The organism is Nocardia aobensis NBRC 100429 (assembly GCF_000308375.1).
GTDB classification, from domain to species: domain Bacteria; phylum Actinomycetota; class Actinomycetes; order Mycobacteriales; family Mycobacteriaceae; genus Nocardia; species Nocardia aobensis.
In genome coordinates this window covers 91768-113742 of the sequence record NZ_BAFQ01000297.1, presented here as the reverse complement: position 1 = coordinate 113742, position 21975 = coordinate 91768, and the positions used below count along the sequence as shown (strand labels likewise).

Below are 21975 nucleotides of genomic sequence, written 5' to 3'. Positions count from 1 at the left end.
ATGCTGGAGAACGGGTTCGGCGGTGATGTCCGGGTCGCCACGCGCGAGAGATCTTGCAGGCGACAGTGCTTCGCGGACTACGGCTTCGACCACGTTCGGCCACTGGGTCGGATGGATGTGACCGCGCGCTTGGCGTTCGGCTTCCGCGCGAATGTGGTGGCGCTGCCACACCGAACGTTGCCCGGAAACGACGTCAACCACCTGGTCGGCGGTGCGAGAAATCCATGCCTCATCGATCGTCGGACGAGCACCTGTAGGCCGGTTGAGCACCGAATTGACGGTCGTCTCGACCAGATTCGGCCCGCCGAGCAGTGTTGCTGCGTCGTGGTGCCAGTGGTGGCGTTGCTGGGCGTAGGAGCGGGAGAAGTGTTTGGCGGGGCGGGTCTCGAGGGTGGCGCGCTCGGCCAGGGCGAACAGTTCTTTCGGTGTCGGTTCACGCCCGAGCTGCTGCTGAAACGACACCGTGAGCGTATCGAGCCGGTCGGTGATCGCGGTGTCGCGGCGTGACCAGTGGCGGATCAACTCGAGTGGGATGCCGGTGATTTCGCGGATGGGCCGCTTGTTCGGTGTGGGTGCGGGTCGCTCGGTGAAGCCAATGCCGAGGCTGGTTTCGAGGTGGTGTTCGAGGCGGGTGTTGTAGATCTCGCTGACCACGACGAGATTGCGGTAGAAGTGGGTGGCATCCAGGGTCCGCCATTTGCCGTCGAGGGTGCGTACCCGGTTGGCGATGAGTATGTGGGTATGCAGATCGGGGTCCCCCGCGCGTGATTCGCGGTGGGTGAAGCGCGCGGCCACGATGCCTTCGACATCGACTTGCCGCACGCCGCCCGTGCCCAAACGGGTGTAGGTGGCGTTGTTTTCCAGCCACGCGATGGCGTCGTCGACTGCGGCATTGTGGGCGGCCTGGATAGCGTCGGCGATCGGTTTGGGGGCGATGGCCCACAGCGCGGAGACGCTTTTGACGGGGGAGAAGGTGATGTCGAACCCGGCGACCGCTGCCGATTGAGGCCGCGAGATGCGGGCGACGAACCCGGAGAGTTCTCGATCGTCGAGCGGTGCGCGGTCGTAGTTCTCCACGAACATCGCTGTCGCGACCTCGGTCCGGATCTGGGCGCGGGTGTCTTCGTCGATGGCGGCGTTGGCGTCGAGACCTCGGGAGAGGTTGTGTTCCTTGTATGCGTGGGCGCAGCGGGTGCGGAAGGTGTTGTCGCCGTGGCGGGCAGGGAAGGCTTTGCCGAGTTGGCTGGCTTGCTTGGCGGCATACACAGCGTGTTTGGGTTTGGCACCCTTGGCGATCGCGTCCGTCACGGTCTCGTATTCGATGGCAGTCGCGTTGGGGTGTCGGCCGAGGCCGAACAGGCACCGCATCTGGTCCTCGGTGACCTGTTCGCCGGGTGAGATGCCGAGGGCGGCAAGGCCGGTGCCGTGCCAGGTGCCGGGTGCTTCGCCGCGGGTGGAGTAGTAGTCGGCCAGGCTGGATGTGCCGAGGTCGGTGGCATCGGCGGCGGCTACCTGGCGTTGGTAGTACAGGTAGCTGGTGCCGGCGAGGATTTTGTGCAGCGTCGCTGTCACGTATCCATCAGACACTTAACGGTATTCGGGTCGCGAGGGCTGGAAGGGACTGAGTTTGTATCAATTCTCGCCGTTCCGCCACGTCGTAAGGAAATTCTCAGCCGGAGTGCAGGAGGTCTGCGTGTGGTGTGTGGATATGGGGTGAGGGGTTATGGGGAAAGGGGAGTTGGGGGTTGTGGGGGTTATGTGTATGAGTGGAATGTGGGTGTGAATGTGTGTGGGGTGGTGGTGAGTGGGTGATGGGAAGAGGAATGGTGGGAGTTGCGGGGCGATTGCCACGGGCTCTAGCGGTGTACATCGGAAGAAGTGGCTGATTCCAGAATCTCGACAATCGCCACAAGAACAGCCGCACTGCCCACCGCGGTGGCTACGACGAGCGGGGCGTTCGTGGTGCAGCACCAAAGTACGGGCGAGTTGTGCGCCGCCGAGCGGGTCAACCCCATTGTTGCGGCCCGTCGCTGCGTGCCTGGTGTCCATCGGCCCAGGGCCCAGGCTGCGGTGGCGGCTGCCGCGGTCGCGGCGCCGCAGCGCAGGACGCTCCGATCACGTCCGGTCGAGGGAGGGCGCTGGTGCAGATAGCATCGCCACCCGAGAGTCTGTGCGGAGGGATCCGCGTGGCGGGGAGACGGCGATGGCGAGGGTCAGAAACATATCGGTGAGCGGGTTGACCAGCAGCAGCCGGCGGGTTGTCACGTCGACCCCTACGACGTTATCGGCGAGTGTTTCCACTGCTCTCGGGGCTATCCACGACGGCGCCCTGTCGGCGTAGTTCACTGCTCACATCGCCATGGAGGCTGCCTCGGCGACTGCTTTGTCCTGCTCTCCGGTGCCGCCGCTGACGCCGACGGCCCCGACGACCTGGCCGTTGCGCCGCAGCGGCACACCGCCGGCGAAGATCATGATGCGCCCACCGTTGGAGGTGTGTATCCCGTAGAACTGCTCGCCCGGACCCGCATCGGCCGCGAGGTCCTCGGTCGAGATATCCAGCGCTCGGGCGGTGAATGCCTTGTTGATCGAGATGTCGATGCTGGCGATCCATGCACCGTCCATCCGCACATGGGCTACGAGGTTGCCGCCGGCATCGACCACCGCAATATTCGACGGCGACTCGATTTCGGCGGCTTTGGCCTGCCCGGCGGCAATCACCCGCTGCGCATCATCGAGGCACACTGAGGTCTGATTGATTGTCATGACGCACCTGTCCCGGTCTTCGCGAACTGCTCGACGACGGCCTGACAGACCGCGGATAGGTCGTCGGGCGACCTGCGCGGGATCAGGCTGTCGTAGATCACGATTTCCTCGACGACGTCGGCCCCGGCGTTGCGCAGGTCGGCCCGCAGACTCGGGCATGGGGTGAGCGTTTCGCCTGCCCCGATCGACTTTCGGGAACCGACGAAGTCGCGCAGGAACGACACCGCCGCTTCGGCGATTCGCAGCTTGTCCGGGTTCGCCGTGCCACCCCGCAGCGGCAAGGCATCGTAGACATCGACCGCGGCATCGGATACGGCGTCGCGGAGTCGGTCGAGTTCGACTCTTTCGATCCCGTCGGCAGCCGGTCTCGCGATCTGCTTGCCCTGCAGTGCATTTGCCATCGTGGCGCTCCTCTCGGTCCGGGCCGCCTCACGGATGCATGACGACCTTGGTCCATCCGTCGTCGCGGGCATCGAAATGCTGGTAGCCGGACTCGGCCTCAGCCAGCGGGAGTTCATGAGAGACGATCCACGACGGTTTGGCCCGGCCTTCATGGATCAGGTCACGAAGCTGGCGGTTGTAGTGCTTGACGTTGGCCTGCCCGGTTCCGGCCTTTTGACCCTTGAACCAGAACTTGCCCATGTCGAAGGCGATCCTGCCCTTCTTCTCCAGCTTGTCGGGCGCGTTCGGGTCTTGCGGCAAGAAGATGCCCACCACGCCGATGTGCCCGGTGAACCGCACCGAATCGACCAGCCGGTTCATGGTCATCGCCGAATCCTCATGTCCCTGCGGGTCATGGGCCTGATAGCCGACGCACTCACAACCCTTGTCGGCACCGCGCCCGTTGGTCTGCTCCAGCACCTGCTCGACCGGGTCGCCCTTCGAGTCGTCGATCGGTATGACGCCGATCTGCTCGGCCAGGCGCAACCGGTCTGGATGCCGGTCCACTATCATCACCTTGCTCGCGCCCTGGATCATCGCCGAATATGCAGCCATCAAACCCACCGGGCCGGCCCCGTAGACCACCATCGAATCGCCAGGCTGCATATCGGCCAGACGGGTGCAGTGCCAACCGGTCGGGAAAATGTCCGACAGCATCACATAGTCGTTTTCTTTGTCCTGAGCATCCTCAGGCAGCCGCAGACAGTTGAAGTCGCCGAACGGCACCCGCAAATACTCGGCCTGTCCGCCCCAGAACGGTCCCATCCCGGCGAAACCATAAGCGGCGCCCGCCATCTTCGGATCCGGATGCACCGTCAGGCAGAACGCGGTCAACCCTTCCTCGCAGTTTCGGCAGAAACCGCAACCGATGTTGAACGGCAGGCACACCCGGTCCCCGGTGGTGACCTTTACCACCGCATTGCCCACCTCGGCGACGATCCCCAGGTTCTCGTGACCGAGGACCATCCCGGGTTCCAGATCGGTGCGGCCCTCGTACATGTGTAGATCCGACCCACAAATGTTGGTGCTGGTGATCTTTACCAGCACATCGGTCGGCTGCTCAATCCTCGCATCGGGCACATCCTTGACATGAACCTGACGCGGCCCGTCGTACACAAGCGCTTTCATCTCGATACTCCCTTGACATGCGGCGTTTCCGGTTGACGCCCAGCGGCCACAGGCGGTTACGTGTGAGCGACCGACCGAACGAACCGTTCTGCTGGGGCAGCCGACGCGACAGCGCACGCAACGGAAGAACACACCAAAACCAAGGCACACCACCATGTTTCGCGTCATCGACAACAAGCAGTGCGTGCATTCCAGGCGTCGCATTCTCTCCACCCTGGAGTCTCCTCTTTCGACTCCGCGATCGCTAGGGGTTGACATCGGTCCCATTGATTTTGTGCGCTCGGCTCCTTCTCTTCACCGGTCGATGGTGTGATGCTGGATCATGTCCACCACCTCGAACAGGAGACCCGACATGGCCACCAAGGCGCTGCTGGTCCGACTCGAAGCCAAACCAGGCAAGGAAAACGCGGTCGTGGAATTCCTCCGATCGGCGCTGCCACTCGTCGAACAGGAGTCCGGCACGAAGCCCTGGCTCGCGGTACAGTTCGGCCCCTCGACGTTCGGTATCATCGACGCATTCCCAGACCAGGCCGCCCGCGAAACACATCTCGATGGGCCGGTCGGCAAGGCCCTCGGCGAACGCGCCGACGAACTCTTCGCTGCGCCGCCCGAAATCAGCAACCTCGACGTGCTCGCCAACAAGCTCTGATCTACCGCCTGGAAACAGCCCGCCCGCAAGCTCGACAGAACCCGCGTCACCCGCCCGACGCGAACTTCGGCACGCGAGTCCGGCACGCGAGTCCGCCGAACCTGTCGGATTCTTGGTGCGCAACGACGAGGTGGCGTTGGCCATGCAGCAGGATGACGATGCCTCGTCGGTGGAGTCCTCGCGCTGGTGGCTGCTGTTCCTGGCGCGAGCGAGCACACAGCCCGTGACTCCCGGTGCTCCCGTGGCTACACTGTGTGGCGTAGTTGGCTTCCCACTTTCGACCTGCTGGGGCCTTGTCACACCGCTCAGCAGTCCCGATCTTTCGTATCGGAGTTCTACTCGTGGAAGCACCGGAGTAGTGGCTGATGCCCGGAGTGCGCGCACCGGTCGCCTCGAGCGGGTTCCGGCACTTCTATGCTCCAGCCGGGGTGTGGACGCCACCGCCTCCCGTTCTGTCGACGCCTACAGGCGGATGTAGAACTTTCAGCGGTTGAGCCGTCCGTGAGTTCAAGCGGTTGACCGACCGGCCGGACACCGAGCTGGTTCGCGCCAGCTCGGTGAACAGCGAATCATCGACGCCGAGGGGCGTGATGTCAGAGTCCAATCGTGGAACCTCGACGATACGTCCGAACCAACCTGCCCGCCCGGCAATGGCAACGTTCGACAACTACGCCGACGCTGAAAGCGCCGGCGACTACCTCTCCGACCAGTATTTCGCGGTCGACAACCTGGCCATCGTCGGACGCGACATCGAGCTGGTCGAACAGGTCGTCGGCCGATCGAACTACGGAAGGGCCGCTCTGCGAGGTGCCGCCGCGGGCGGGCTGACCGGCGCCCTGTTCGGCTGGATCTCGTGAATACCCGATTGGGTCCAGCTCCTGATCGCAGGCCTCATGCTCACCTGCTATGGGCTGGTGCGCGGCGCTGTTGTCGGCGCCCTGCTCGGTCTACTCATGTACGCGCTGCAGGGCGGCCGGCGCGACTTCACCTCAATCCAGTCATCACAACCACTCACTACGAAGTTCTCGCCGACGTCGAGGTCGCGGACGAAGTCGTTCGCCTGCTCACCGGCCGGACCGATCGAAAGGAATGAGCCATGGCGACCGCTGTAGGTATAGACCTGGGCACCACGAACTCGGTCATCGCAAGCTGGCAAGGCGGTGAGCCGGTCGTGATTTCCAATACCGAGGGAGCGCGAACGACGCCGTCGGTGGTGGCGTTCACCGAGAGTGGGGAGCGCCTGGTGGGTCAGCTCGCCCGACGACAGGCGATCTTGAATCCGAAGGGCACCATATATTCGGCGAAACGCTTCATCGGACGTCATTACGACGAGGTCTCCGAAGAGGCCAAGGCGGTCAGTTTCGACGTTGTACCGGGGGACAACGGTGAAGCTCGATTCGACGTGCGGGGCAGGAAGTACGCGCCGGAGGAGATCAGTGCCCTCGTGCTGCGCAAGCTCGTCGACGACGCGAGCAAGTTCCTCGGTGAGAAGGTCAAGGAAGCGGTCATCACCGTTCCGGCCTACTTCAACGACGCGCAGCGCAACGCCACCAAGGACGCCGGCCGGATCGCGGGCCTCGACGTTTTGCGGATCATCAACGAGCCGACCGCTGCGGCTCTGGCGTACGGCATGGACAAGCAGACCCACGAGACCGTATTGGTCTTCGACCTCGGTGGCGGCACTTTCGATGTGAGCCTGCTCGACGTCGGCGACGGGGTGGTCGAGGTTCGTGCGACGGCGGGCGACTCCCATCTCGGCGGCGACGACTTCGACCGACGTCTGGTGGACTACCTCGCCGACGAATTCCAACGGGCGGAGAACATCGATCTGCGCAAGGATCCGCAGGCGTTACAGCGTCTCTTCGAGGCGGCAGAAAAGGCCAAGGTCGAGTTGTCCTCGGTGACACAGGCTCAGGTCAACCTGCCCTTCGTCACCGCTGACGCGAACGGTCCCAAGCATCTCACCACCACGGTCATGCGATCGAAGTTCGAGGATCTGACGGCGGATCTGGTGGAACGCTGCCTCGGCCCGGTGAAGCAGGCGATGAGTGATGCCAAGGTCACCGCCAACGACATCGACGAGGTGATTCTGGTCGGCGGGTCGACACGTATTCCGGCGGTGCAGGCGCTGGTTCGCCGGCTCACCGGCGGCAAGGACCCCAACATGAGCGTCAACCCGGACGAGGTCGTGGCGCTCGGCGCCGCGGTTCAGGCGGGCGTGCTCAAGGGCGAGGTCTCCGATGTGCTGTTGCTCGATGTCACCCCGCTGTCTCTCGGTGTCGAGACCCAGGGCGGGGTGATGACCAAGATCATCGAGCGCAACACGACGATCCCGGTCCGGCGCAGTGAGGTGTTCGCCACCGCGGAAGACAATCAGTCGGCGGTGGATGTCGTGGTTCTGCAGGGCGAACGCGAACGGGCCGCCGACAACCGGGTGCTCGGTCGGTTCCGGCTGGAAGACATCCGCCCCGCGCCTCGTGGCGAGGCCCAGGTCGAAGTGACGTTCGATATCGACGCCAACGGCATCCTCAACGTCACCGCTCGCGACAAGGACACCGGTAAGGAGCAGGGCATCACGATCAGCGAGCAGGGCAACCTGGACCAGAGTGAGGTCGAGCGCATGCTCGCGGAGGCCGAACGGAACCGGGCCGAGGACGAGGCGCTGCGAAAGGCGGTCGATGCGCGCAACGCGCTCGATTCGGTTGCCTATCAAGTGGAACGGCGACTGGCCGAACTCGGCGACAGTGCCCCTCCGCACGAGAAGGCGCGTGCCGAGATGCTGATCGCCGACGCCCGAAAAGCCGTGCAAGACAATGCTTCGCCCGCGGAGGTGGAGCCACTCACCTCGGAGCTGCAGCAGCTGCTCTACGGGCTCGCGTCGGCGCAGACCGGCGGCGGCGACGGACACCAGGCAGCAGGCGGCGGAGGTGCGTCGTCGTCGGATGACGACGACGTGATCGACGCCGAATTCGATCGAAGCTGAGGCACACGATGGAAAGGTCTGCAGATCATTCGACGAATGAGTCGGCGACCGAGTCGGCTACCGACGAGGATCAGGCCGAGACGGCTCCTGACCGCACCGACACGGGGGCCGAGCTGGCTCAACTCGAGGACCGCTGGCGCAGGGCCCTGGCGGATCTGGACAACCTGCGCAAGCGGTTTGCCAAGGATCTGGAGCGCGCACGGGCCGCGGAGGTGGCGAGGGTTTCCGCCGCGTGGCTCCCGGTGCTGGACAACTTGGAGCTCGCCCTGGCCCATGCGGGCAGCGATCCCCAGGCCGTCGTCGAGGGCGTGAAGGCGATCCGGGACCAGGCGGTACAAGTGCTGGCGCAGTTCGGCTTCGAGCGCCACGACGAGGTCGGTGTGCCGTTCTCCCCGGAGCTCCACGAAGTGGTCAGCGTGGTGGCCCAACCCGACCTTCCCTCCGGGACCGTGATCGAGGTCGTGCGCCCCGGCTATGGGGAGGACGGCCGGCAGTTGCGTCCCGCCTCCGTGGTTGTCAGCCGGCCCGAGGGGTGAGCAGCGATGGCGCGTGACTACTACGAAGTGCTCGGTGTCCCACGAGGTGCCGGCACCGACGAAATCCAGCAGGCCTACCGCAAGCTGGCGCGCAAGTATCACCCCGACGTGAACAAGGACCCCACCGCGGAGGACAAGTTCAAGGAGGCCAACGAGGCCTATTCGGTGTTGTCCGATCCGGACACCCGGAAACGCTACGACCGATTCGGTGAGGACTTCCGGCGTATTCCCGAGGATTACGACGAACGGGTCCGGGCGAGCGCCGGCGGGTACGGCGGCACAGGCAGAAGGGTGCGCTTCGGTCACGGTTTCGGCGGCGAGGGCGCCGTCGGTTTCGAGGACCTCTTCGGTCAGATGTTCGGCGGCGCCGGCGGGTACGGACCGATTCCCGGCGCCGATCAGGAAGCGGAACTGGAACTGACCCTGGAAGAGGCGTATCGGGGCGGTAAACGCAGTCTCCGATTGGATGGGCGGCAGTTCGACGTCGACATCCCCGCCGGTGTCCTGGACGGCCAAAGGATCCGGCTGGCCGGGCAAGGCGGCCGGAGCAACGGTGACGCACCGCCCGGGGATCTGTACCTCGTGGTGCGGATCAAACCGCATCCCCGGTTCCGGGTAGAGGGCCGCGACATCTACGTCGACCTGCCCGTATCGCCATGGGAGGCGGTGCTCGGGTCGACCGTTGTCGTCCCCACCCCGGGCGGTGAGGCGAAGGTCAAAGTGGCACCGGGCTCCTCGACGGGCCGGAAGTTGCGCCTGCGCGGAGAAGGGATGCCCAATCCGCGTGGCGCCAAGGGCAATCTCTACGCCGAAATCAAGGTGATGGTGCCGTCGAAACCGACAGCGCGCGAACGCGAACTGTTCGAACAACTGGCCGCCGAATCGAACTTCGATCCGAGGAAAAAGACATGAGCACACCGACCCCGGTCACCCGGTACGTATTGGTTTGCCGTCCCGGATTGTCGCCGGTCGCCTTCGCAGAACGCACCGGGCTGCACCCGGATCTGGCACGAAGGCTGGTGGCTCTCGGCCTGCTCGATGCCCACCGCGACGCCTCCGGCGAGATGTCGTTCGAACCATCCGAAGTGGCTAACGCCGCCCGCATCCAACGGCTGCGGACCGGCCTGGGCCTGAACTACTCGGCGATCGGGCTTGTGCTCGATCTGCTGGATCGAATCGAGAAACTCGAAGCAGCTTCCCGCGCAAGGAGGACACCCCATGGACACCGGCAGCCTGACTGAAAGGTCACGAGAAGCCCTGCAGGAAGCCCAGAACATCGCGACCAGAATGGGGCACACCGAGGTCGACGGAGAGCACCTGCTGCTCGCGTTGGTCGATCAGCCGGAAGGGCTGGTACCCCGACTGCTCGAGCAGACCGGTGCGGACGTCGATGCCCTGCGATCCGATCTGCAAGGTGAAGTGCAGCGTAGGCCGAAGGTCAGCGGCCCCGGCGCGACGCCCGGTCAGGTGATGATCACCCAGCGCTTGGCCAAGCTGCTCGACGCCGCGGAACGGGAGGCGAAGCGCCTCAAGGATTCCTATGTGTCGGTGGAGCATCTCGTGATGGCCCTCTCCGAGGAGGGGTCGGCCAGTGCGGCGGGACGGATCCTCGCGCGTCACGGGGTCACACGGGAGGCCTTCCTCACCGCCTTGACCACAGTGCGCGGGAATCAGCGCGTCACCTCGGCCACCCCGGAGGGGGCGTATGAGGCTCTGGAGAAGTACGGACGCGATCTCGTCTCCGAGGGGCGGGCAGGCAAACTCGATCCGGTCATCGGCCGAGATGCCGAGATCCGCAGAGTCACGCAGATTTTGAGCCGGAAGACGAAGAACAATCCGGTGCTGATCGGCGACCCCGGCGTCGGTAAGACGGCGATCGTGGAGGGGCTCGCCCAGCGGATCGTCCGCGGCGACGTGCCCGAGGGCCTGCGCGACAAGACGATCTTCTCGCTCGACATGGGTTCCCTGGTGGCCGGCGCGAAGTACCGCGGCGAGTTCGAGGAGCGACTGCAGGCGGTGCTGTCGGAGGTGAAGGCGGCCGAGGGGCGCATCCTGTTGTTCGTCGACGAGTTACATACCGTGGTGGGGGCGGGATCGGGCGGCGAAGGGTCTCTCGACGCCGGCAACATGCTCAAGCCGATGCTCGCCCGCGGCGAACTGCACATGATCGGCGCCACCACTCTCGAGGAATATCGCAAACACATCGAATCCGATGCGGCACTGGAGCGTCGATTCCAGACCGTTCTCGTCGACGAGCCCAGCATCGAGGACGCGATCTCGATTCTGCGCGGACTTCGGGAACGCCTCGAAGTGTTTCACGGCGTGAAGATTCAGGACGGCGCCCTGGTTGCCGCCGTGACCCTCTCGCACCGGTACATCACCGACCGCTTCCTTCCGGACAAGGCGATCGATCTGGTCGATGAGGCATGCGCTCGGCTACGGACCGAAATCGACTCGATGCCCGCCGAACTCGACGAGCTCACCCGGAAGGTCACCCGGCTGGAGATCGAAGAGGCCGCGCTGTCCAAGGAAACGGACGCGGCCAGCAAGGCGCGCCTCGAAGAGCTCCGTAAGGAGCTGGCCGACCTGCGGGCCGAGGCCGACGCCCGGCACGCTCAATGGGAGGCGGAGCGGCAGGCGATCCGGCGGGTGCAGGAGCTGCGGGGAGAGCTGGAACGGTTGCGCCATGAGGCCGAAGAGGCGGAGCGCAACTACGACCTCAATCGTGCTGCTGAGTTGCGATACGGCGAGATCACCGAGCTGGAACGCAGGCTCACGGCGGCGGAAGAGCAACTGGCCGCCCGGCAGGGGCGGAATCCGTTGCTCCGGGAGGTGGTCACCGAAGACGAGATCGCGGAGATCGTGGCCGCGTGGACGGGTATCCCGGTTGCCCGGTTGCAGGAAGGCGAGCGGGAGAAGCTGCTGAAGCTCGACGAGATTCTGCACGAGAGGGTCGTCGGTCAGGAGGAGGCGGTGCAACTGGTCGCGGACGCGGTGATCCGGGCGAGGTCCGGTATCCGTGACCCGCGCCGGCCGATCGGTTCGTTCATCTTCCTGGGCCCGACGGGCGTGGGCAAGACCGAGCTCGCGAAGACGCTGGCCAGTGCCCTCTTCGACAGCGAAGACAACATGGTGCGCCTGGACATGAGCGAGTATCAGGAGCGGCACACGGTGAGCAGGCTCATCGGTGCGCCCCCCGGGTACGTCGGGTACGACGAGGGCGGCCAGCTCACCGAGGCGGTGCGCCGCAAGCCGTACTCCGTCGTGCTCTTCGACGAGATCGAGAAGGCCCACGCCGACGTCTTCAATACCCTGCTGCAGGTGCTCGATGACGGCCGGATCACCGACTCTCAAGGGCGGCAGGTCGATTTCCGGAACACGGTGATCATCATGACCTCCAACATCGGATCCCAGTATCTCCTCGGGGGAGTCACAGCCGACGGCGAGATCACACCGGATGCGCGGGAGCGGGTGCTGGCGGAGCTGCGCGGGCACTTCCGCCCCGAGTTCCTCAACCGGGTCGACGACATCGTGTTGTTCACCCCGCTCACGCTGCCCCAGATCGAGCACATCGTGGAGCTACAACTCACCGAGCTCCGAAACAGGTTGTCGGAGCGGCAGATACACCTGGATATCACGCCGGAGGCGCGGCGGCTCATCGCCGAACACGGTTTCGACCCGGTCTACGGCGCGCGGCCGCTGCGGCGGTACATCGCCCACGAGGTCGAAACCAGGATCGGCCGTGCGCTGTTGCGCGGCGAGATCGAACCGGGGGGCACCATCCGTGTCACGGTGGCCGGCGGCGAACTCGCCGTCGCGTATGCCGAACCTGCCGTCGCGGCGGCCTGAGAGGAGGTGTCGTCATGAGAACCGACAACGTGAAGTGCCCGAACTGCGGCAAGGTCAACAAGGTAGCGGCGGCCGGGGAAGGAAAACCGCGATGCGGGAACTGCCATGAGCCGCTGCCCTGGATCGCCTCGGCAGGGGACGACGACTTCGCGGAGGTCGCCGAGAGATCCTCGGTCCCCGTTCTCGTCGACCTCTGGGCCACGTGGTGTGGCCCGTGCCGCACGGTCAGTCCGGCGCTCGAGCAGCTCGCCAGGGAACGCGCGGGTCGAATCAAACTGGTGAAGGTCGACGTGGATGCTGCGCCCAGGACGGCCGAACGATTCACCGTCCGCGCGGTACCGACTCTGCTGGTGATGGACCGAGGCGAGGTGCTGGCTCGTCAGGCGGGCGCCGCTCCGATACCACAACTGCGCACATGGCTCGATCATGCGCTCTCGGCACATGCGGGCAAGGAGGCGACGTCATGACTTCTGTCCCTGTCGACCCACACGTGACCGCGATCCGGCCCGTGGCACCCCGGACTCCGCAGGGCTGCGAGGAATGTCTTCGCCTCGGCACCCCGTGGGTACATCTGAGGCTGTGTCTGACGTGCGGACATGTCGGTTGCTGCGACTCCTCGCCGGGCAGGCATGCGAGCGCGCACGCTCATACTGTCGGCCATCCGATCGTCCGGTCGATGGAGCCGGGTGAAGATTGGCGGTGGTGTTATGTCGACCAGAACTTCGTCTGAGGACGGCGCTCCCGTGCGCGAGATTCCGGCTGTCGACGCCGAGACTCCGGACGAGCTGGGAGCCTACCCGCGCCTGACCGACGAGCAGGTCGCGACGCTCGAGGTCGGTGGCGCGCGTCGATCGGTTGGCGCCGGTGAGGTGCTGGTCCGCGAGGGCGAGCCCAGCAACGACTTCTTCGTCATCCTCTCGGGCAAGGTGGCGATCATCGATGAGGGCGACGGGGACGGCGCACGCCGGATACTGCGCGTGCACGGTCCTGGCCGATTTCTGGGCGAGCTCGGGCTGCTGGAAGGCCAGGTGGCGTTCTTCACCGCCGAGACGATCGAGGACGGCCAGATACTCGTCGTCCCGGCCGAGCGGGTGCGCGAGCTGGTCTCCCACGACCCCGTCCTCAGCGATCTGATCCTGCGCGCCTACCTGGTGCGGCGGCATCTGCTGATCGGGCTCGGTTCGGGGTTCCGGATCATCGGCTCCTGTTATTCACCGGATACGTTGCGGCTTCGTGAGTTCGCCATGCGAAACCGGTTGCCCCACAGGTGGATCGATCTGGAGCGCGACGAACGGGCGGAGCAGCTGCTGCGCAGCCTGGACGTCTCCCCCGAGGACACTCCCGTGGTGATCTGGCACGGCGAGAAGGTGCTGCGCAATCCGACGAATGCGGAACTCGCCCGCATCGTCGGGCTTCCGGTCCCGGATGCGGCCCAGGACGTAAGCGACCTCATCGTGGTGGGTGCGGGACCGGCCGGTCTGGCCGCGTCCGTGTACGGCGCTTCGGACGGGTTGAACACGGTGACACTCGAGTCGTTCGCCGCGGGTGGCCAGGCGAGCACCTCCTCCCGGATCGAGAACTACCTGGGCTTCCCGGCAGGGATTTCCGGCGCCGAATTGGCGGAGCGGGCCGTGATCCAGGCCGGCAAGTTCGGTGCCCGCATCCTGGTGTCGGCGGAGGTGACCGGTTTGGAGTCCGAGGGCGGGGACCACGTGCTTCGGCTGGCGGACGGCGGCACGGTTCGCGGCCGGGCCGTCGTGCTGGCCACCGGGGCGCGATATCGCAAGTTGTCGGTTCCGGGAATCGAGGTACTGGAGGGGACGAGCGTGTACTACGCCGCAACTCATCAGGAAGCGCGGATGTGCGGCACCGACCCGGTGGCCATCGTCGGCGGCGGAAACTCCGCCGGGCAGGCCACCGTCTTTCTCGCGGACCGTGTTTCCCACGTGGACCTGCTCATCCGCGGCGGTGACCTCGGAAAGAGCATGTCCCGCTACCTCGTCGACCAGATCGAGCGCCATCCGCGCGTGACCGTTCACCGCAATACCGAGATTCGCGAGGTCCACGGTGAGAAGTACCTCGACGAGATCGTGGTCGAGAACAATCACACGGGCGCGCGCGACACCCTTCGGGTGCGCGCGCTGTTCGTCTTCATCGGGGCGGTGCCGCACACCGGGTGGCTGGCCGACACGATCGCACTCGACGACCACGGCTTCGTCCGCACGGGCATGGACGCGGTCCGCGCCCGTGCGGACGGCAACCAGTGGATCGGCGACCGGCCGTCGAGGACGCTCGAAACGAGCCTGCCCGGCCTGTTCGCTGTCGGCGACGTCCGCAGCGATTCCGTGAAACGGGTCGCCTCCGCTGTCGGTGAGGGAGCGATGGCGGTTCGCCAAATCCATGAATACTTCGACAGGAGCTGACGACATGCCAGTGATGGGTACCGTGAAATTCCAGCAACTCTTCCGGGCAGCGGCCGGCCTGCAAGTCGACCGGAACGACCTCAAGCGCTATACGGATTTCATCGACGACAAGATCTACGATCTGATCCTCATCGGCAAGGCCTCGGCCAAGGCGAACCTGAGGGACGTGATCGAACCGTGGGACCTGCCGATCACCAAGGGGCTGCAGGAGAGCATCCACCGGTTCGAAAAACTCGACCAGGAAATCGAACTACAGGCTCTGCTCGATCAACTGACGGCCCGGCCGCCATTGGACATGGCCCTCTCCGAGGCGACCGAGCAGCGATTGCCGCTGATCGCCGGAGGTTTGAGCGTGGCGCTGGCGCACACCTTCGTTACGATCGAGCCGGACCGTAAGAACCCCCGCACCGCCGAATGGAACGTCGCCTTCGACATCTTCCATCTCCTGCTCTGACCACTCCCCGCCCGGCGGAGCCGAGTAGACCGCCGCCGCCCCTGCGACGCCATTTGCGTTGTGGAATAGTTTGCGCCGCAATGTATTCAGCTTGCAACGCCCGCCGGGCAAGACCGGTTTATCCTCGCCAGCTCTCGGTCCCACCTCGAACCCGCCACCCTCGGCCTGACGCGGCTCGCGGCGACGCCGATCGGCGATCTCGGGGCCGGTCGACTACTCGGCCAGGTGAAGACAGGTGGCGATGCGCTGGTGGACAGACCATGCGCGACGCGGTCAGGACTGCTTCGTCGCGTTCGGGCTCAACCGATTCGCCAGTGGAAGGGTCGTCAGTCCGTGTGGTCGAATCGCCGGCGTTGCCGAGCCCCGTAGGCCGCAGCCTTCACGGCCTCGTCGTCCTCCATACCCGACCCCAGCGCACCGCCCAGGGTGGCCACGGCGGCGACCAGCCAGGCCATCAGCAGCAGCGTCGCCAATCCCGCAGGCCCGCCGGTGTTTTCGGTAACCATCTGCGGCGGTATCGTCCACCAGGCGGTCAGCATCAGCAGGATGAACAGCGCGGCGTGAAAGACAACGACGCCGATCGTCAGGGTGATGACGGTCGATGCGTTGTACAGCGCCGCGCGCTCTCGTTCGCTTCTCGAGTGCGGGCGTTCCCATAGATTGTGTTCGATGATGAGCCAGGCGATCAGCGCCACGCTCGCGAGGGCCGTTGCCGCGCTCAATCGCCACGGGCCCATCGTGGCCGACAGCCGCCACATCGTCCCATAGGCGAGGCTGACAGCCCCGGTGGCGAAGGCCGCCATCATCACCTTCGACATGCCGGTCACCAATCGCCATGGTCGATTGGCATAGACCATGCCCGCGAGCAGCCGCAGGCGCGACAGGACCGACGGGGCGAGGTAGTGGACGATATCGCCGTCCTGCACCCGATTCAGCCGCTCGGTTGCAGCTTTCTGTGGGCTCGACCGGCTCGTCATCTCGGCCACGACGGCTCGCGCCAAGCCCCGCACCCGGCGCTGAATGAACGCACCACCCAGACCCGGGATGGAGATCACGGCGAACCGGTCCGGCACACTGATGTCGGCCAGTACCGGCGTCGTTCCCTGACGGCGAGGCAGATCGGTGAGGTAGATGACGACGTCCTCGGTCTGGCCACTCGGGTCGATGGTGTCGACGACCTCCGAGAACTCGGTGTGCTCGTCGATGGGGTAGGCGTGACATCGCACCGACACATCCCGAGTCTCGGGCGCGGCCCCGTCGGTCCGCTCATTCGAGAGCGATTCGGACAGATGCTCGGCGATCGCCGCCGGCGCTCCGGGATCGGCGATCAGCAGAATTGACGACTGTTCCCGTGCCATAGGCCCGGCCTACCCTCGCCCCCGGCCGGCCAAACGTCTCCGGTTTTCACGCGCCCGCGAAACCTTCGCGGCAACGAACGGATCGCGATCGACGCGTAGGCCGCGGAGAGGGCTTCAGACAACGACGATCACGCGGCTGGCCATTCATGTTGCAGCGCAAAACAACTCGCGGCACCCGACCGGCGAATCACGAAGTTCACGCGACGGAAACCGACGGCCGCGAGGCACGAGAAAGTCAACTGGATCTCCCACTACCCGAACGCAACGACTGGCGCCTTGCCGCCGGCTACGCACCCCTACACGGAAACCTCGCTCAACGGGCGCTATTGCACATCCTGCGATCCTTGCAGGCGTTGCTGGACTCCCACGACCCGTTTCCGGCGCCGTAATCGACCGCGGCTGGAATGTGCGACTCACCAATCATGCTGCGCGCAGCCTGGTTCGGGTATTCTCGAATACGTGCGCGGTGCGCCGACCAACATCTTCCGCACTTGGAGCTTGCCGCAATTGTCGGCGAACCTGCTGGGGAGTTTCGGTACGCCGATGGGTCTCACCCATTCCGATCTGTCGGTCGAGCTGTTCTTCCCGACCAACGAGAAGACCCGAAACACGCGCTCCGCCGCCACGCTCGCACCGACGCGGAAGTGTCGAATTACCGGTGGATCTGACCCCGTAGGGGTCAGTTTCCGGTTGGGTGATCCGGCCTTCGAATGCGATGGCGAACGCGTTGAGCGCGGGCTTCCATCACATCACCCATCGTGCCTTACCAACACCGGTCGGGTCGGGGGCACCAACGTAGGGCAATGGTTGACGGAGCGCGCCTGACGAGTTCAGCGATTGCTGAAGGTTCGCTATCGGGTTGAATTGGGTGGCTTTTCGGGTGTGTCGACACTCGGTGTCGGCTCATGTGCGGTTGTTGCGGTGTCCACCGGCGGGGCGCATCGGGGTTCCGCGTTTGTGGAGTCCGTCTTTGATCGTGCTGGCGGGTGTTCCGCTGAGTCGGCTGCAGGAGGCGAGGGAGTTGCCGGCGAGGTAAAGGTTTTCGAGGTGGTCGATGTCGGCGTCAGTGAGAGGTTGGTGACGGCGGGTTACCCCTTCTCTAATGAGCAGGTTCAGGACGGCGGTTTTGGAGATGTCGTATCGGGCGGCAAGTTCGAGCGTTGTTGCGCCGTCTCGGTAGGCCTGGACGAGTTCGTCGACGGTGCGGCGGGGGAGTCGGTGTTGGATGTTCCGGGCCGGCTTGGGCCGCATCGGGCTGGGTGATTTCCGCTGCCGTCTCCTCGGTTCGACGCTGTCGGATTGGATTCCGGCTGTGAGGTTTTCGAGTTTGCGCAGGTCATCCCGTTTCGCGTAACGCCCAGCCAGGTCCACAATTCTTGTATCACCTGGTCAGAGCCTTTTCTTAGTCCTGACCGTTCACGGTCTGCGAGTTGGTTTGGAGCCTCTGTAGCGCTCTGTTCTGCGGAAATCTCGTGGTCTTCCTGTTTTGAACTCAGCTGGGTCCTGTGACTGGTGGGACTGTTGGTTCAGGAGATACTTCTGTGACGTTGGACGATGGTTGCGATGGCTGGGGCGTGGCTCCATCGATCACAATCCTCGTCATCAACCACTCAGTTCCCCGGTGCTGTGCGCAATGACGTTTCTTGCAGCGGGTTCAGTCGGTAGCAGATCAGGCTCGAGTGCGTGGCTGGGTCCCGTGTGTCGAGCCGAGCTTCACCGCTCGAACGCAATGGCCGGAACAGCATGAGTCATCCTGAAATGCAGGACAATGATTGCGTATTTCAGGACTGCTTCCTAATCTTGCGGCGGTGTTGTCCGCGTCACTCGAATCGGGGATCCATGCAGAATTCACATCACGACGTGGTGATAGTCGGGGCCGGTCCGGTCGGTTTGGCGACCGCGCGCATGCTCGGGTTGATGGGCCACGATGTTGTTGTGGTCGAGCGGTGGCCGGAGCCGTACCCGCTCCCGCGTGCTGTGCACTTCGACGACGAGATCGGCCGGGTCTTCCAATCCATGGAACTCGCCGACGAGGTGAAGGCGATCATCGAACCGGTACCCGACTTCTACGAATGGCGAAACGCCGCGGGTGAGGCGTTGGTGCGAATCGACTGGTCGGGGACGGGGCCCAACGGGTGGCCGACGGCGAATTTCTTCTCACAGCCGCAGTTGGAGCGGGTACTGGCCGAGGCGGTGGCCTCCATGCCGAATGTCGGTCTGGTGCGCGGCGCCGACGTTATCGATATCGAGGAGCGAGCCGACGATGTCGTCGTGTCGGCCGGTGACACCGGCGTTGTGAGGCCGGGCCACCTCGCGCCTACCACCCAGGTCACGCGTCGATTCACGGCTCGGTACGTCATCGGGTGCGATGGGGCGAACAGCTTCGTGCGTCGCCGGATGGGCGCCCGGATGGATGATCGAGGGTCCTTCTTCGACTGGTTCATCATCGACACCATCCCGTCCGACGATCTCACCTGGTCGCCGATGAACTGGCAGCTCTGTGATCCGGCGCGGCCGACCACCATCGTCTCGGGCGGTCCCGGGCGCCGGCGGTGGGAATTCATGCGATTGCCCGGTGAAGACCCGGAGGAACTCGGCACCACGGAGAATGCCTGGAAGTTGTTGCGGGCCTGGGGGCGAACCCCGGACAACACCCGTCTGGAACGGCACGCGATGTATACGTTCGGGGCTCGCTGGGCCGACACCTGGCGCCGCGGACGGCTGATCATCGCAGGCGACGCCGCCCACCAGATGCCACCCTTCGCGGGACAGGGCATGTGTTCGGGACTGCGGGACAGCGCGAACCTGGCATGGAAACTCGACCGGGTGTTGCGCGGTGTCTCCGGCCCCGCCCTGCTGGACACCTATACCAGCGAGCGAAGTGTGCACCTGCAACACGCGATCGCGATGTCGGTCGAGTTGGGCAAGGTGATCTGTGTGCTCGATCCGGACCAGGCCGCGCTGCGCGATCAGCGAATGATCGCTGGCGGCGCTGATCCTGCCGAGGTGCTGCCGGTGACGGCCCGCCCGGTACTCGGTGAGGGGATCGTGAGAACCGGTTGTGTGCTGGGAGGCACTCTCGTCCCGCAATTCGCCGTCGAGGTGCAGCGTTCGCCGCGCCTGCTCGACGATGCGACCGGGAATCGAGCCGTGCTCCTTCTTCTGTCGGACAGCGGGGCCGAGCAGATACTGGACGCAGAAACGCGGAGGACACTTCCGGCGATCGAAGCCGCCGCGAAGTCGATATCGGCTGCGGGCGACCCAGATCTGCGCGACTTCACCGGTGAGTGGACACGGTGGTTCGACACCAATTCGATTGCCGCCGTGCTGATCCGACCCGACCACTACATCTACGGCGCAGTCGGGGACATCGGTGGTATCGCCGGCCTCGTCGAAGAGTACGCGGCTCGCCTACGGCACGACACCATGTCGGTCCCGGCGCCGGGCGCGGCCTGAGCGTCGATCACATCACATTCCGAGGAGAACCTACACCATGCGTATTGCCAATCTCGACGAACGTGCCGTCTTCGTCTTCGGTGCGGACGGGGCCGAGCAGGCGGCACCGGTCGCGGCGATCTCCGGCGGCCGATTCGGCCCGGACCTGCCTCAGCTCTATGCCTGCTGGGACACGTTCACGACGTGGGCGGCCGGTCTCGCGCCGGAGGCACTGCAGGAGCACGCTTTTCCGCTCGACCGGGCATTTCTCGGACCTCCCTCTCCGGCACCGCGCCAGGTGTTCGCGGTAGGGCTGAACTATCGCGCCCACGCCGCCGAATCCGGTTTCGAGGCGCCCGAGCATCTTCCGCCGGTGTTCACCAAATACGTATCGAGCTTCAGCGGGCCCGACACCGCCGTCGTGCTACCGGCCGGCGGCAATGCCGACTGGGAAGTCGAACTCGTCGTCGTCATCGGACGCACACTGCACGGCGTCGAGCCCGGCGACGTGTGGGAGTCGGTGGCCGGACTCACCGTCGGCCAGGATATTTCGGAGCGGGTGTCGCAATTGCGTGGCCCGGCCCCGCAGTTCGGTCTGGGCAAGTCGTTTCCAGGCTTCTCACCGCAGGGGCCGTGGCTGGTGACTCCTGATTCACTGGCCAACCCGGACGATCTCGAACTCGGTTGTGCCGTCGACGGAGAAGAGGTCCAGAAGGGCCGCACGCGAGATCTCATCTTCTCTGTGCCGCAGTTGATTTCCGGCCTCTCGCAGACCGTCACCCTCTATCCGGGCGACGTCGTTTTCACCGGAACTCCGGCCGGTGTGGGTGTGGGCCGAGATCCGCAGCGTTTCCTGAAGACGGGCGAGAGTCTGACCAGCTGGATCGAAGGAATCGGCACGCTGCACCAGACATTCGTCGAGGCAGAGTAGGGACACCCATGGCACTGCACGGGCTGGGGAAGGTCACCATCGGTGTGCCGAACCTGAATGAAACCGTCGGCTACTACACCGAATTCGGACTCGACCACCTCGGCGACGGCCGGTTCGCGACAAGCAATGGCGGAGAACAACTCGAACTGGTTCACGCGCCCCTGCGGCGATTGGTCGAGCTGTCGATCGCCGCCGACGACGAGGACGACATCGGTTCCATCGCCACCAAACTCGCGGCTCTCGGGGTGGCGGCCCGGACCGACCCGGGTTCCGTGCGCGCCACCGAACCTGTCACCGGAACGACCGTTCGGGTCGCGGTACGGCCGCGGATCGTCGTCGAGCCACCGGTGGAGCCCACCCCGTACAACGCACCCGGTCGTATCGACCGCTGGGGCAGAGCGCCGTTCATCGCTCGTGCGGGCCGGGTGCGCCCGCGCAAACTCGGGCATTGTGTCATCGGCACCACGGACCTCACCACCACGATGCGGTTCTTCATCGACGGTCTCGGCTTCAAGGTCAGTGACTACATGGGCGACAAGGCCGCGTTTCTGCGGTGCTCGGTCGAACACCACAACGTGCTGCTGATGGCGGCGCCGGTCGCGTTCATGCACCACACGAGCTGGCAGGTCGACGACATCGACGATGTCGGCCGTGGTGCCTTCGCCATGCTGGAAGACCATCCGGAGCGTCACATCTGGGGCCTCGGCCGGCACTACGCGGGAGCGAACTTCTTCTGGTACCTCAAGGATCCGGCGGGGAACTTCTCCGAGTACTACTCCGACATGGACACCTGCCCCGAAGACGAGCTGTGGAGCCCGCAGGTGCTCGAGGGGTTGCAAGGTCTGTATGCGTGGGGTCCGCCACCGCCACCGTCGTTTCTGCACCCCGAGGACCTGGCCGCGTTGATGACCGGCGCGCACTCCACGAAGGGGTGACGTTGCGATGAGCGGGGCGTGCTGACCGTTCCGAGGTGTTCGGTGCGACTCACTAGACTTGGACGGCCCGCAAGGGGTGTCCGGTTGTTG

Annotated in this window: 19 protein-coding genes and 2 pseudogenes; 15 read left to right on the top strand and 6 right to left on the bottom strand. The window is 65.1% G+C overall.

What is annotated here, in order from left to right; genetic code table 11:
* The 4 genes from mobF to RJ03_RS34175 all read right to left on the bottom strand — a co-directional run.
* On the bottom strand, positions 1-1572 hold a 1572-nt coding region (gene mobF, locus RJ03_RS34190; RefSeq protein ID WP_167332045.1), incomplete at its 3' end, for a MobF family relaxase.
* Between the two features lie 777 nt (positions 1573-2349).
* Complete coding sequence (locus RJ03_RS34185; RefSeq protein WP_036511249.1) at positions 2350-2763, bottom strand: GlcG/HbpS family heme-binding protein; 414 nt, start codon at positions 2761-2763, stop codon at positions 2350-2352.
* Positions 2760-3164 (bottom strand): type 1 glutamine amidotransferase family protein, encoded by a 405-nt coding sequence (locus RJ03_RS34180; protein ID WP_036511245.1) that lies wholly within the window; start codon positions 3162-3164, stop codon positions 2760-2762. The genes RJ03_RS34185 and RJ03_RS34180 overlap by 4 nt, the downstream gene beginning before the upstream one ends.
* A gap of 28 nt (positions 3165-3192) precedes the next feature.
* Positions 3193-4332, bottom strand: a complete 1140-nt coding sequence (locus RJ03_RS34175; protein WP_036511242.1) for a glutathione-independent formaldehyde dehydrogenase — start codon at positions 4330-4332, stop codon at positions 3193-3195.
* Between the two features lie 352 nt (positions 4333-4684).
* Between RJ03_RS34175 and RJ03_RS34170 the strand changes: the two genes are divergently transcribed.
* The 11 genes and pseudogenes from RJ03_RS34170 (at position 4685) to RJ03_RS34125 (ending at position 15226) form a co-directional block, all read left to right on the top strand.
* Complete coding sequence (locus RJ03_RS34170; RefSeq protein ID WP_036511239.1) at positions 4685-4981, top strand: putative quinol monooxygenase; 297 nt, start codon at positions 4685-4687, stop codon at positions 4979-4981.
* A 590-nt stretch (positions 4982-5571) separates the two neighbouring features.
* Positions 5572-6074, top strand: a pseudogene (locus RJ03_RS34165) (general stress protein).
* Between the two features lie 3 nt (positions 6075-6077).
* Positions 6078-7964, top strand: a complete 1887-nt coding sequence (gene dnaK, locus RJ03_RS34160) for a molecular chaperone DnaK (protein ID WP_036511236.1) — start codon at positions 6078-6080, stop codon at positions 7962-7964.
* Positions 7965-7972: 8 nt separating this feature from the next.
* Entirely contained in the window at positions 7973-8500 is a 528-nt protein-coding gene (locus RJ03_RS34155) for a nucleotide exchange factor GrpE (protein ID WP_036511233.1), read from the top strand.
* A 6-nt stretch (positions 8501-8506) separates the two neighbouring features.
* Positions 8507-9412, top strand: coding sequence for a DnaJ C-terminal domain-containing protein (locus tag RJ03_RS34150; protein ID WP_036511230.1), 906 nt, complete (start codon positions 8507-8509; stop codon positions 9410-9412).
* Positions 9409-9737 (top strand): annotated as a pseudogene (locus RJ03_RS34145) (chaperone modulator CbpM). Before RJ03_RS34150 ends, RJ03_RS34145 begins: the two are co-directional and overlap by 4 nt.
* The gene (clpB, locus tag RJ03_RS34140; RefSeq protein ID WP_036511224.1) at positions 9719-12349 is read left to right on the top strand and encodes an ATP-dependent chaperone ClpB; all 2631 of its coding nucleotides are present in this window, start codon (positions 9719-9721) and stop codon (positions 12347-12349) included. The pseudogene RJ03_RS34145 and the gene clpB overlap by 19 nt, the downstream one beginning before the upstream one ends.
* 14 nt (positions 12350-12363) lie before the next feature.
* On the top strand, positions 12364-12816 hold the full coding sequence (gene trxA, locus RJ03_RS34135) for a thioredoxin (protein WP_036511221.1): 453 nt from the start codon (positions 12364-12366) through the stop codon (positions 12814-12816).
* The gene (locus RJ03_RS36640; RefSeq protein ID WP_083871553.1) at positions 12813-13079 is read left to right on the top strand and encodes a ubiquitin carboxyl-terminal hydrolase 14; all 267 of its coding nucleotides are present in this window, start codon (positions 12813-12815) and stop codon (positions 13077-13079) included. The genes trxA and RJ03_RS36640 overlap by 4 nt, the downstream gene beginning before the upstream one ends.
* Positions 13057-14772, top strand: a complete 1716-nt coding sequence (locus RJ03_RS34130) for an FAD-dependent oxidoreductase (RefSeq protein ID WP_036511218.1) — start codon at positions 13057-13059, stop codon at positions 14770-14772. The genes RJ03_RS36640 and RJ03_RS34130 overlap by 23 nt, the downstream gene beginning before the upstream one ends.
* A 13-nt stretch (positions 14773-14785) precedes the next feature.
* Positions 14786-15226 (top strand): DUF1931 family protein, encoded by a 441-nt coding sequence (locus RJ03_RS34125; RefSeq protein ID WP_174372370.1) that lies wholly within the window; start codon positions 14786-14788, stop codon positions 15224-15226.
* A gap of 326 nt (positions 15227-15552) precedes the next feature.
* Here the strand turns inward: RJ03_RS34125 and RJ03_RS34120 are convergent, their stop codons facing one another.
* The gene (locus RJ03_RS34120; protein WP_036511212.1) at positions 15553-16584 is read right to left on the bottom strand and encodes a hypothetical protein; all 1032 of its coding nucleotides are present in this window, start codon (positions 16582-16584) and stop codon (positions 15553-15555) included.
* A 459-nt stretch (positions 16585-17043) separates the two neighbouring features.
* Here RJ03_RS34120 and RJ03_RS37675 point away from each other — a divergent pair, with 459 nt between their 5' ends.
* Complete coding sequence (locus RJ03_RS37675; protein WP_157163600.1) at positions 17044-17409, top strand: hypothetical protein; 366 nt, start codon at positions 17044-17046, stop codon at positions 17407-17409.
* A gap of 78 nt (positions 17410-17487) precedes the next feature.
* Here the strand turns inward: RJ03_RS37675 and RJ03_RS37670 are convergent, their stop codons facing one another.
* On the bottom strand, positions 17488-17955 hold the full coding sequence (locus RJ03_RS37670; RefSeq protein WP_157163599.1) for a hypothetical protein: 468 nt from the start codon (positions 17953-17955) through the stop codon (positions 17488-17490).
* Positions 17956-18423: 468 nt separating this feature from the next.
* Between RJ03_RS37670 and mhpA the strand changes: the two genes are divergently transcribed.
* From mhpA to RJ03_RS34100, 3 genes are read left to right on the top strand one after another with little or no spacing between them, the layout of a single operon-like run.
* Positions 18424-20040 carry a bifunctional 3-(3-hydroxy-phenyl)propionate/3-hydroxycinnamic acid hydroxylase MhpA gene (mhpA, locus tag RJ03_RS34110; RefSeq protein WP_036511206.1) on the top strand — a complete coding sequence of 539 codons (1617 nt, stop codon included), beginning with the start codon at positions 18424-18426 and terminating at the stop codon, positions 20038-20040.
* A gap of 37 nt (positions 20041-20077) precedes the next feature.
* A complete protein-coding gene (locus RJ03_RS34105) occupies positions 20078-20950 on the top strand; it encodes a fumarylacetoacetate hydrolase family protein (protein WP_036511203.1) in 873 nt (290 codons plus the stop codon).
* An 8-nt stretch (positions 20951-20958) separates the two neighbouring features.
* Complete coding sequence (locus tag RJ03_RS34100) at positions 20959-21885, top strand: VOC family protein (RefSeq protein WP_036511200.1); 927 nt, start codon at positions 20959-20961, stop codon at positions 21883-21885.
* Positions 21886-21975 lie beyond the last annotated feature (90 nt).

Bases quoted from the DNA above. Each gene is read 5' to 3' on its own strand.
- RJ03_RS34185 (WP_036511249.1), bottom strand. From the start codon at position 2,763: ATGACAATCAATCAGACCTCAGTGTGCCTCGATGATGCGCAGCGGGTG.
- RJ03_RS34180 (WP_036511245.1), bottom strand. From the start codon at position 3,164: ATGGCAAATGCACTGCAGGGCAAGCAGATCGCGAGACCGGCTGCCGAC.
- RJ03_RS34175 (WP_036511242.1), bottom strand. From the start codon at position 4,332: ATGAAAGCGCTTGTGTACGACGGGCCGCGTCAGGTTCATGTCAAGGAT.
- RJ03_RS34170 (WP_036511239.1), top strand. From the start codon at position 4,685: ATGGCCACCAAGGCGCTGCTGGTCCGACTCGAAGCCAAACCAGGCAAG.
- dnaK (WP_036511236.1), top strand. From the start codon at position 6,078: ATGGCGACCGCTGTAGGTATAGACCTGGGCACCACGAACTCGGTCATC.
- RJ03_RS34155 (WP_036511233.1), top strand. From the start codon at position 7,973: ATGGAAAGGTCTGCAGATCATTCGACGAATGAGTCGGCGACCGAGTCG.
- RJ03_RS34150 (WP_036511230.1), top strand. From the start codon at position 8,507: ATGGCGCGTGACTACTACGAAGTGCTCGGTGTCCCACGAGGTGCCGGC.
- clpB (WP_036511224.1), top strand. From the start codon at position 9,719: ATGGACACCGGCAGCCTGACTGAAAGGTCACGAGAAGCCCTGCAGGAA.
- trxA (WP_036511221.1), top strand. From the start codon at position 12,364: ATGAGAACCGACAACGTGAAGTGCCCGAACTGCGGCAAGGTCAACAAG.
- RJ03_RS36640 (WP_083871553.1), top strand. From the start codon at position 12,813: ATGACTTCTGTCCCTGTCGACCCACACGTGACCGCGATCCGGCCCGTG.
- RJ03_RS34130 (WP_036511218.1), top strand. From the start codon at position 13,057: ATGTCGACCAGAACTTCGTCTGAGGACGGCGCTCCCGTGCGCGAGATT.
- RJ03_RS34125 (WP_174372370.1), top strand. From the start codon at position 14,786: ATGGGTACCGTGAAATTCCAGCAACTCTTCCGGGCAGCGGCCGGCCTG.
- RJ03_RS34120 (WP_036511212.1), bottom strand. From the start codon at position 16,584: ATGGCACGGGAACAGTCGTCAATTCTGCTGATCGCCGATCCCGGAGCG.
- mhpA (WP_036511206.1), top strand. From the start codon at position 18,424: ATGCAGAATTCACATCACGACGTGGTGATAGTCGGGGCCGGTCCGGTC.
- RJ03_RS34105 (WP_036511203.1), top strand. From the start codon at position 20,078: ATGCGTATTGCCAATCTCGACGAACGTGCCGTCTTCGTCTTCGGTGCG.
- RJ03_RS34100 (WP_036511200.1), top strand. From the start codon at position 20,959: ATGGCACTGCACGGGCTGGGGAAGGTCACCATCGGTGTGCCGAACCTG.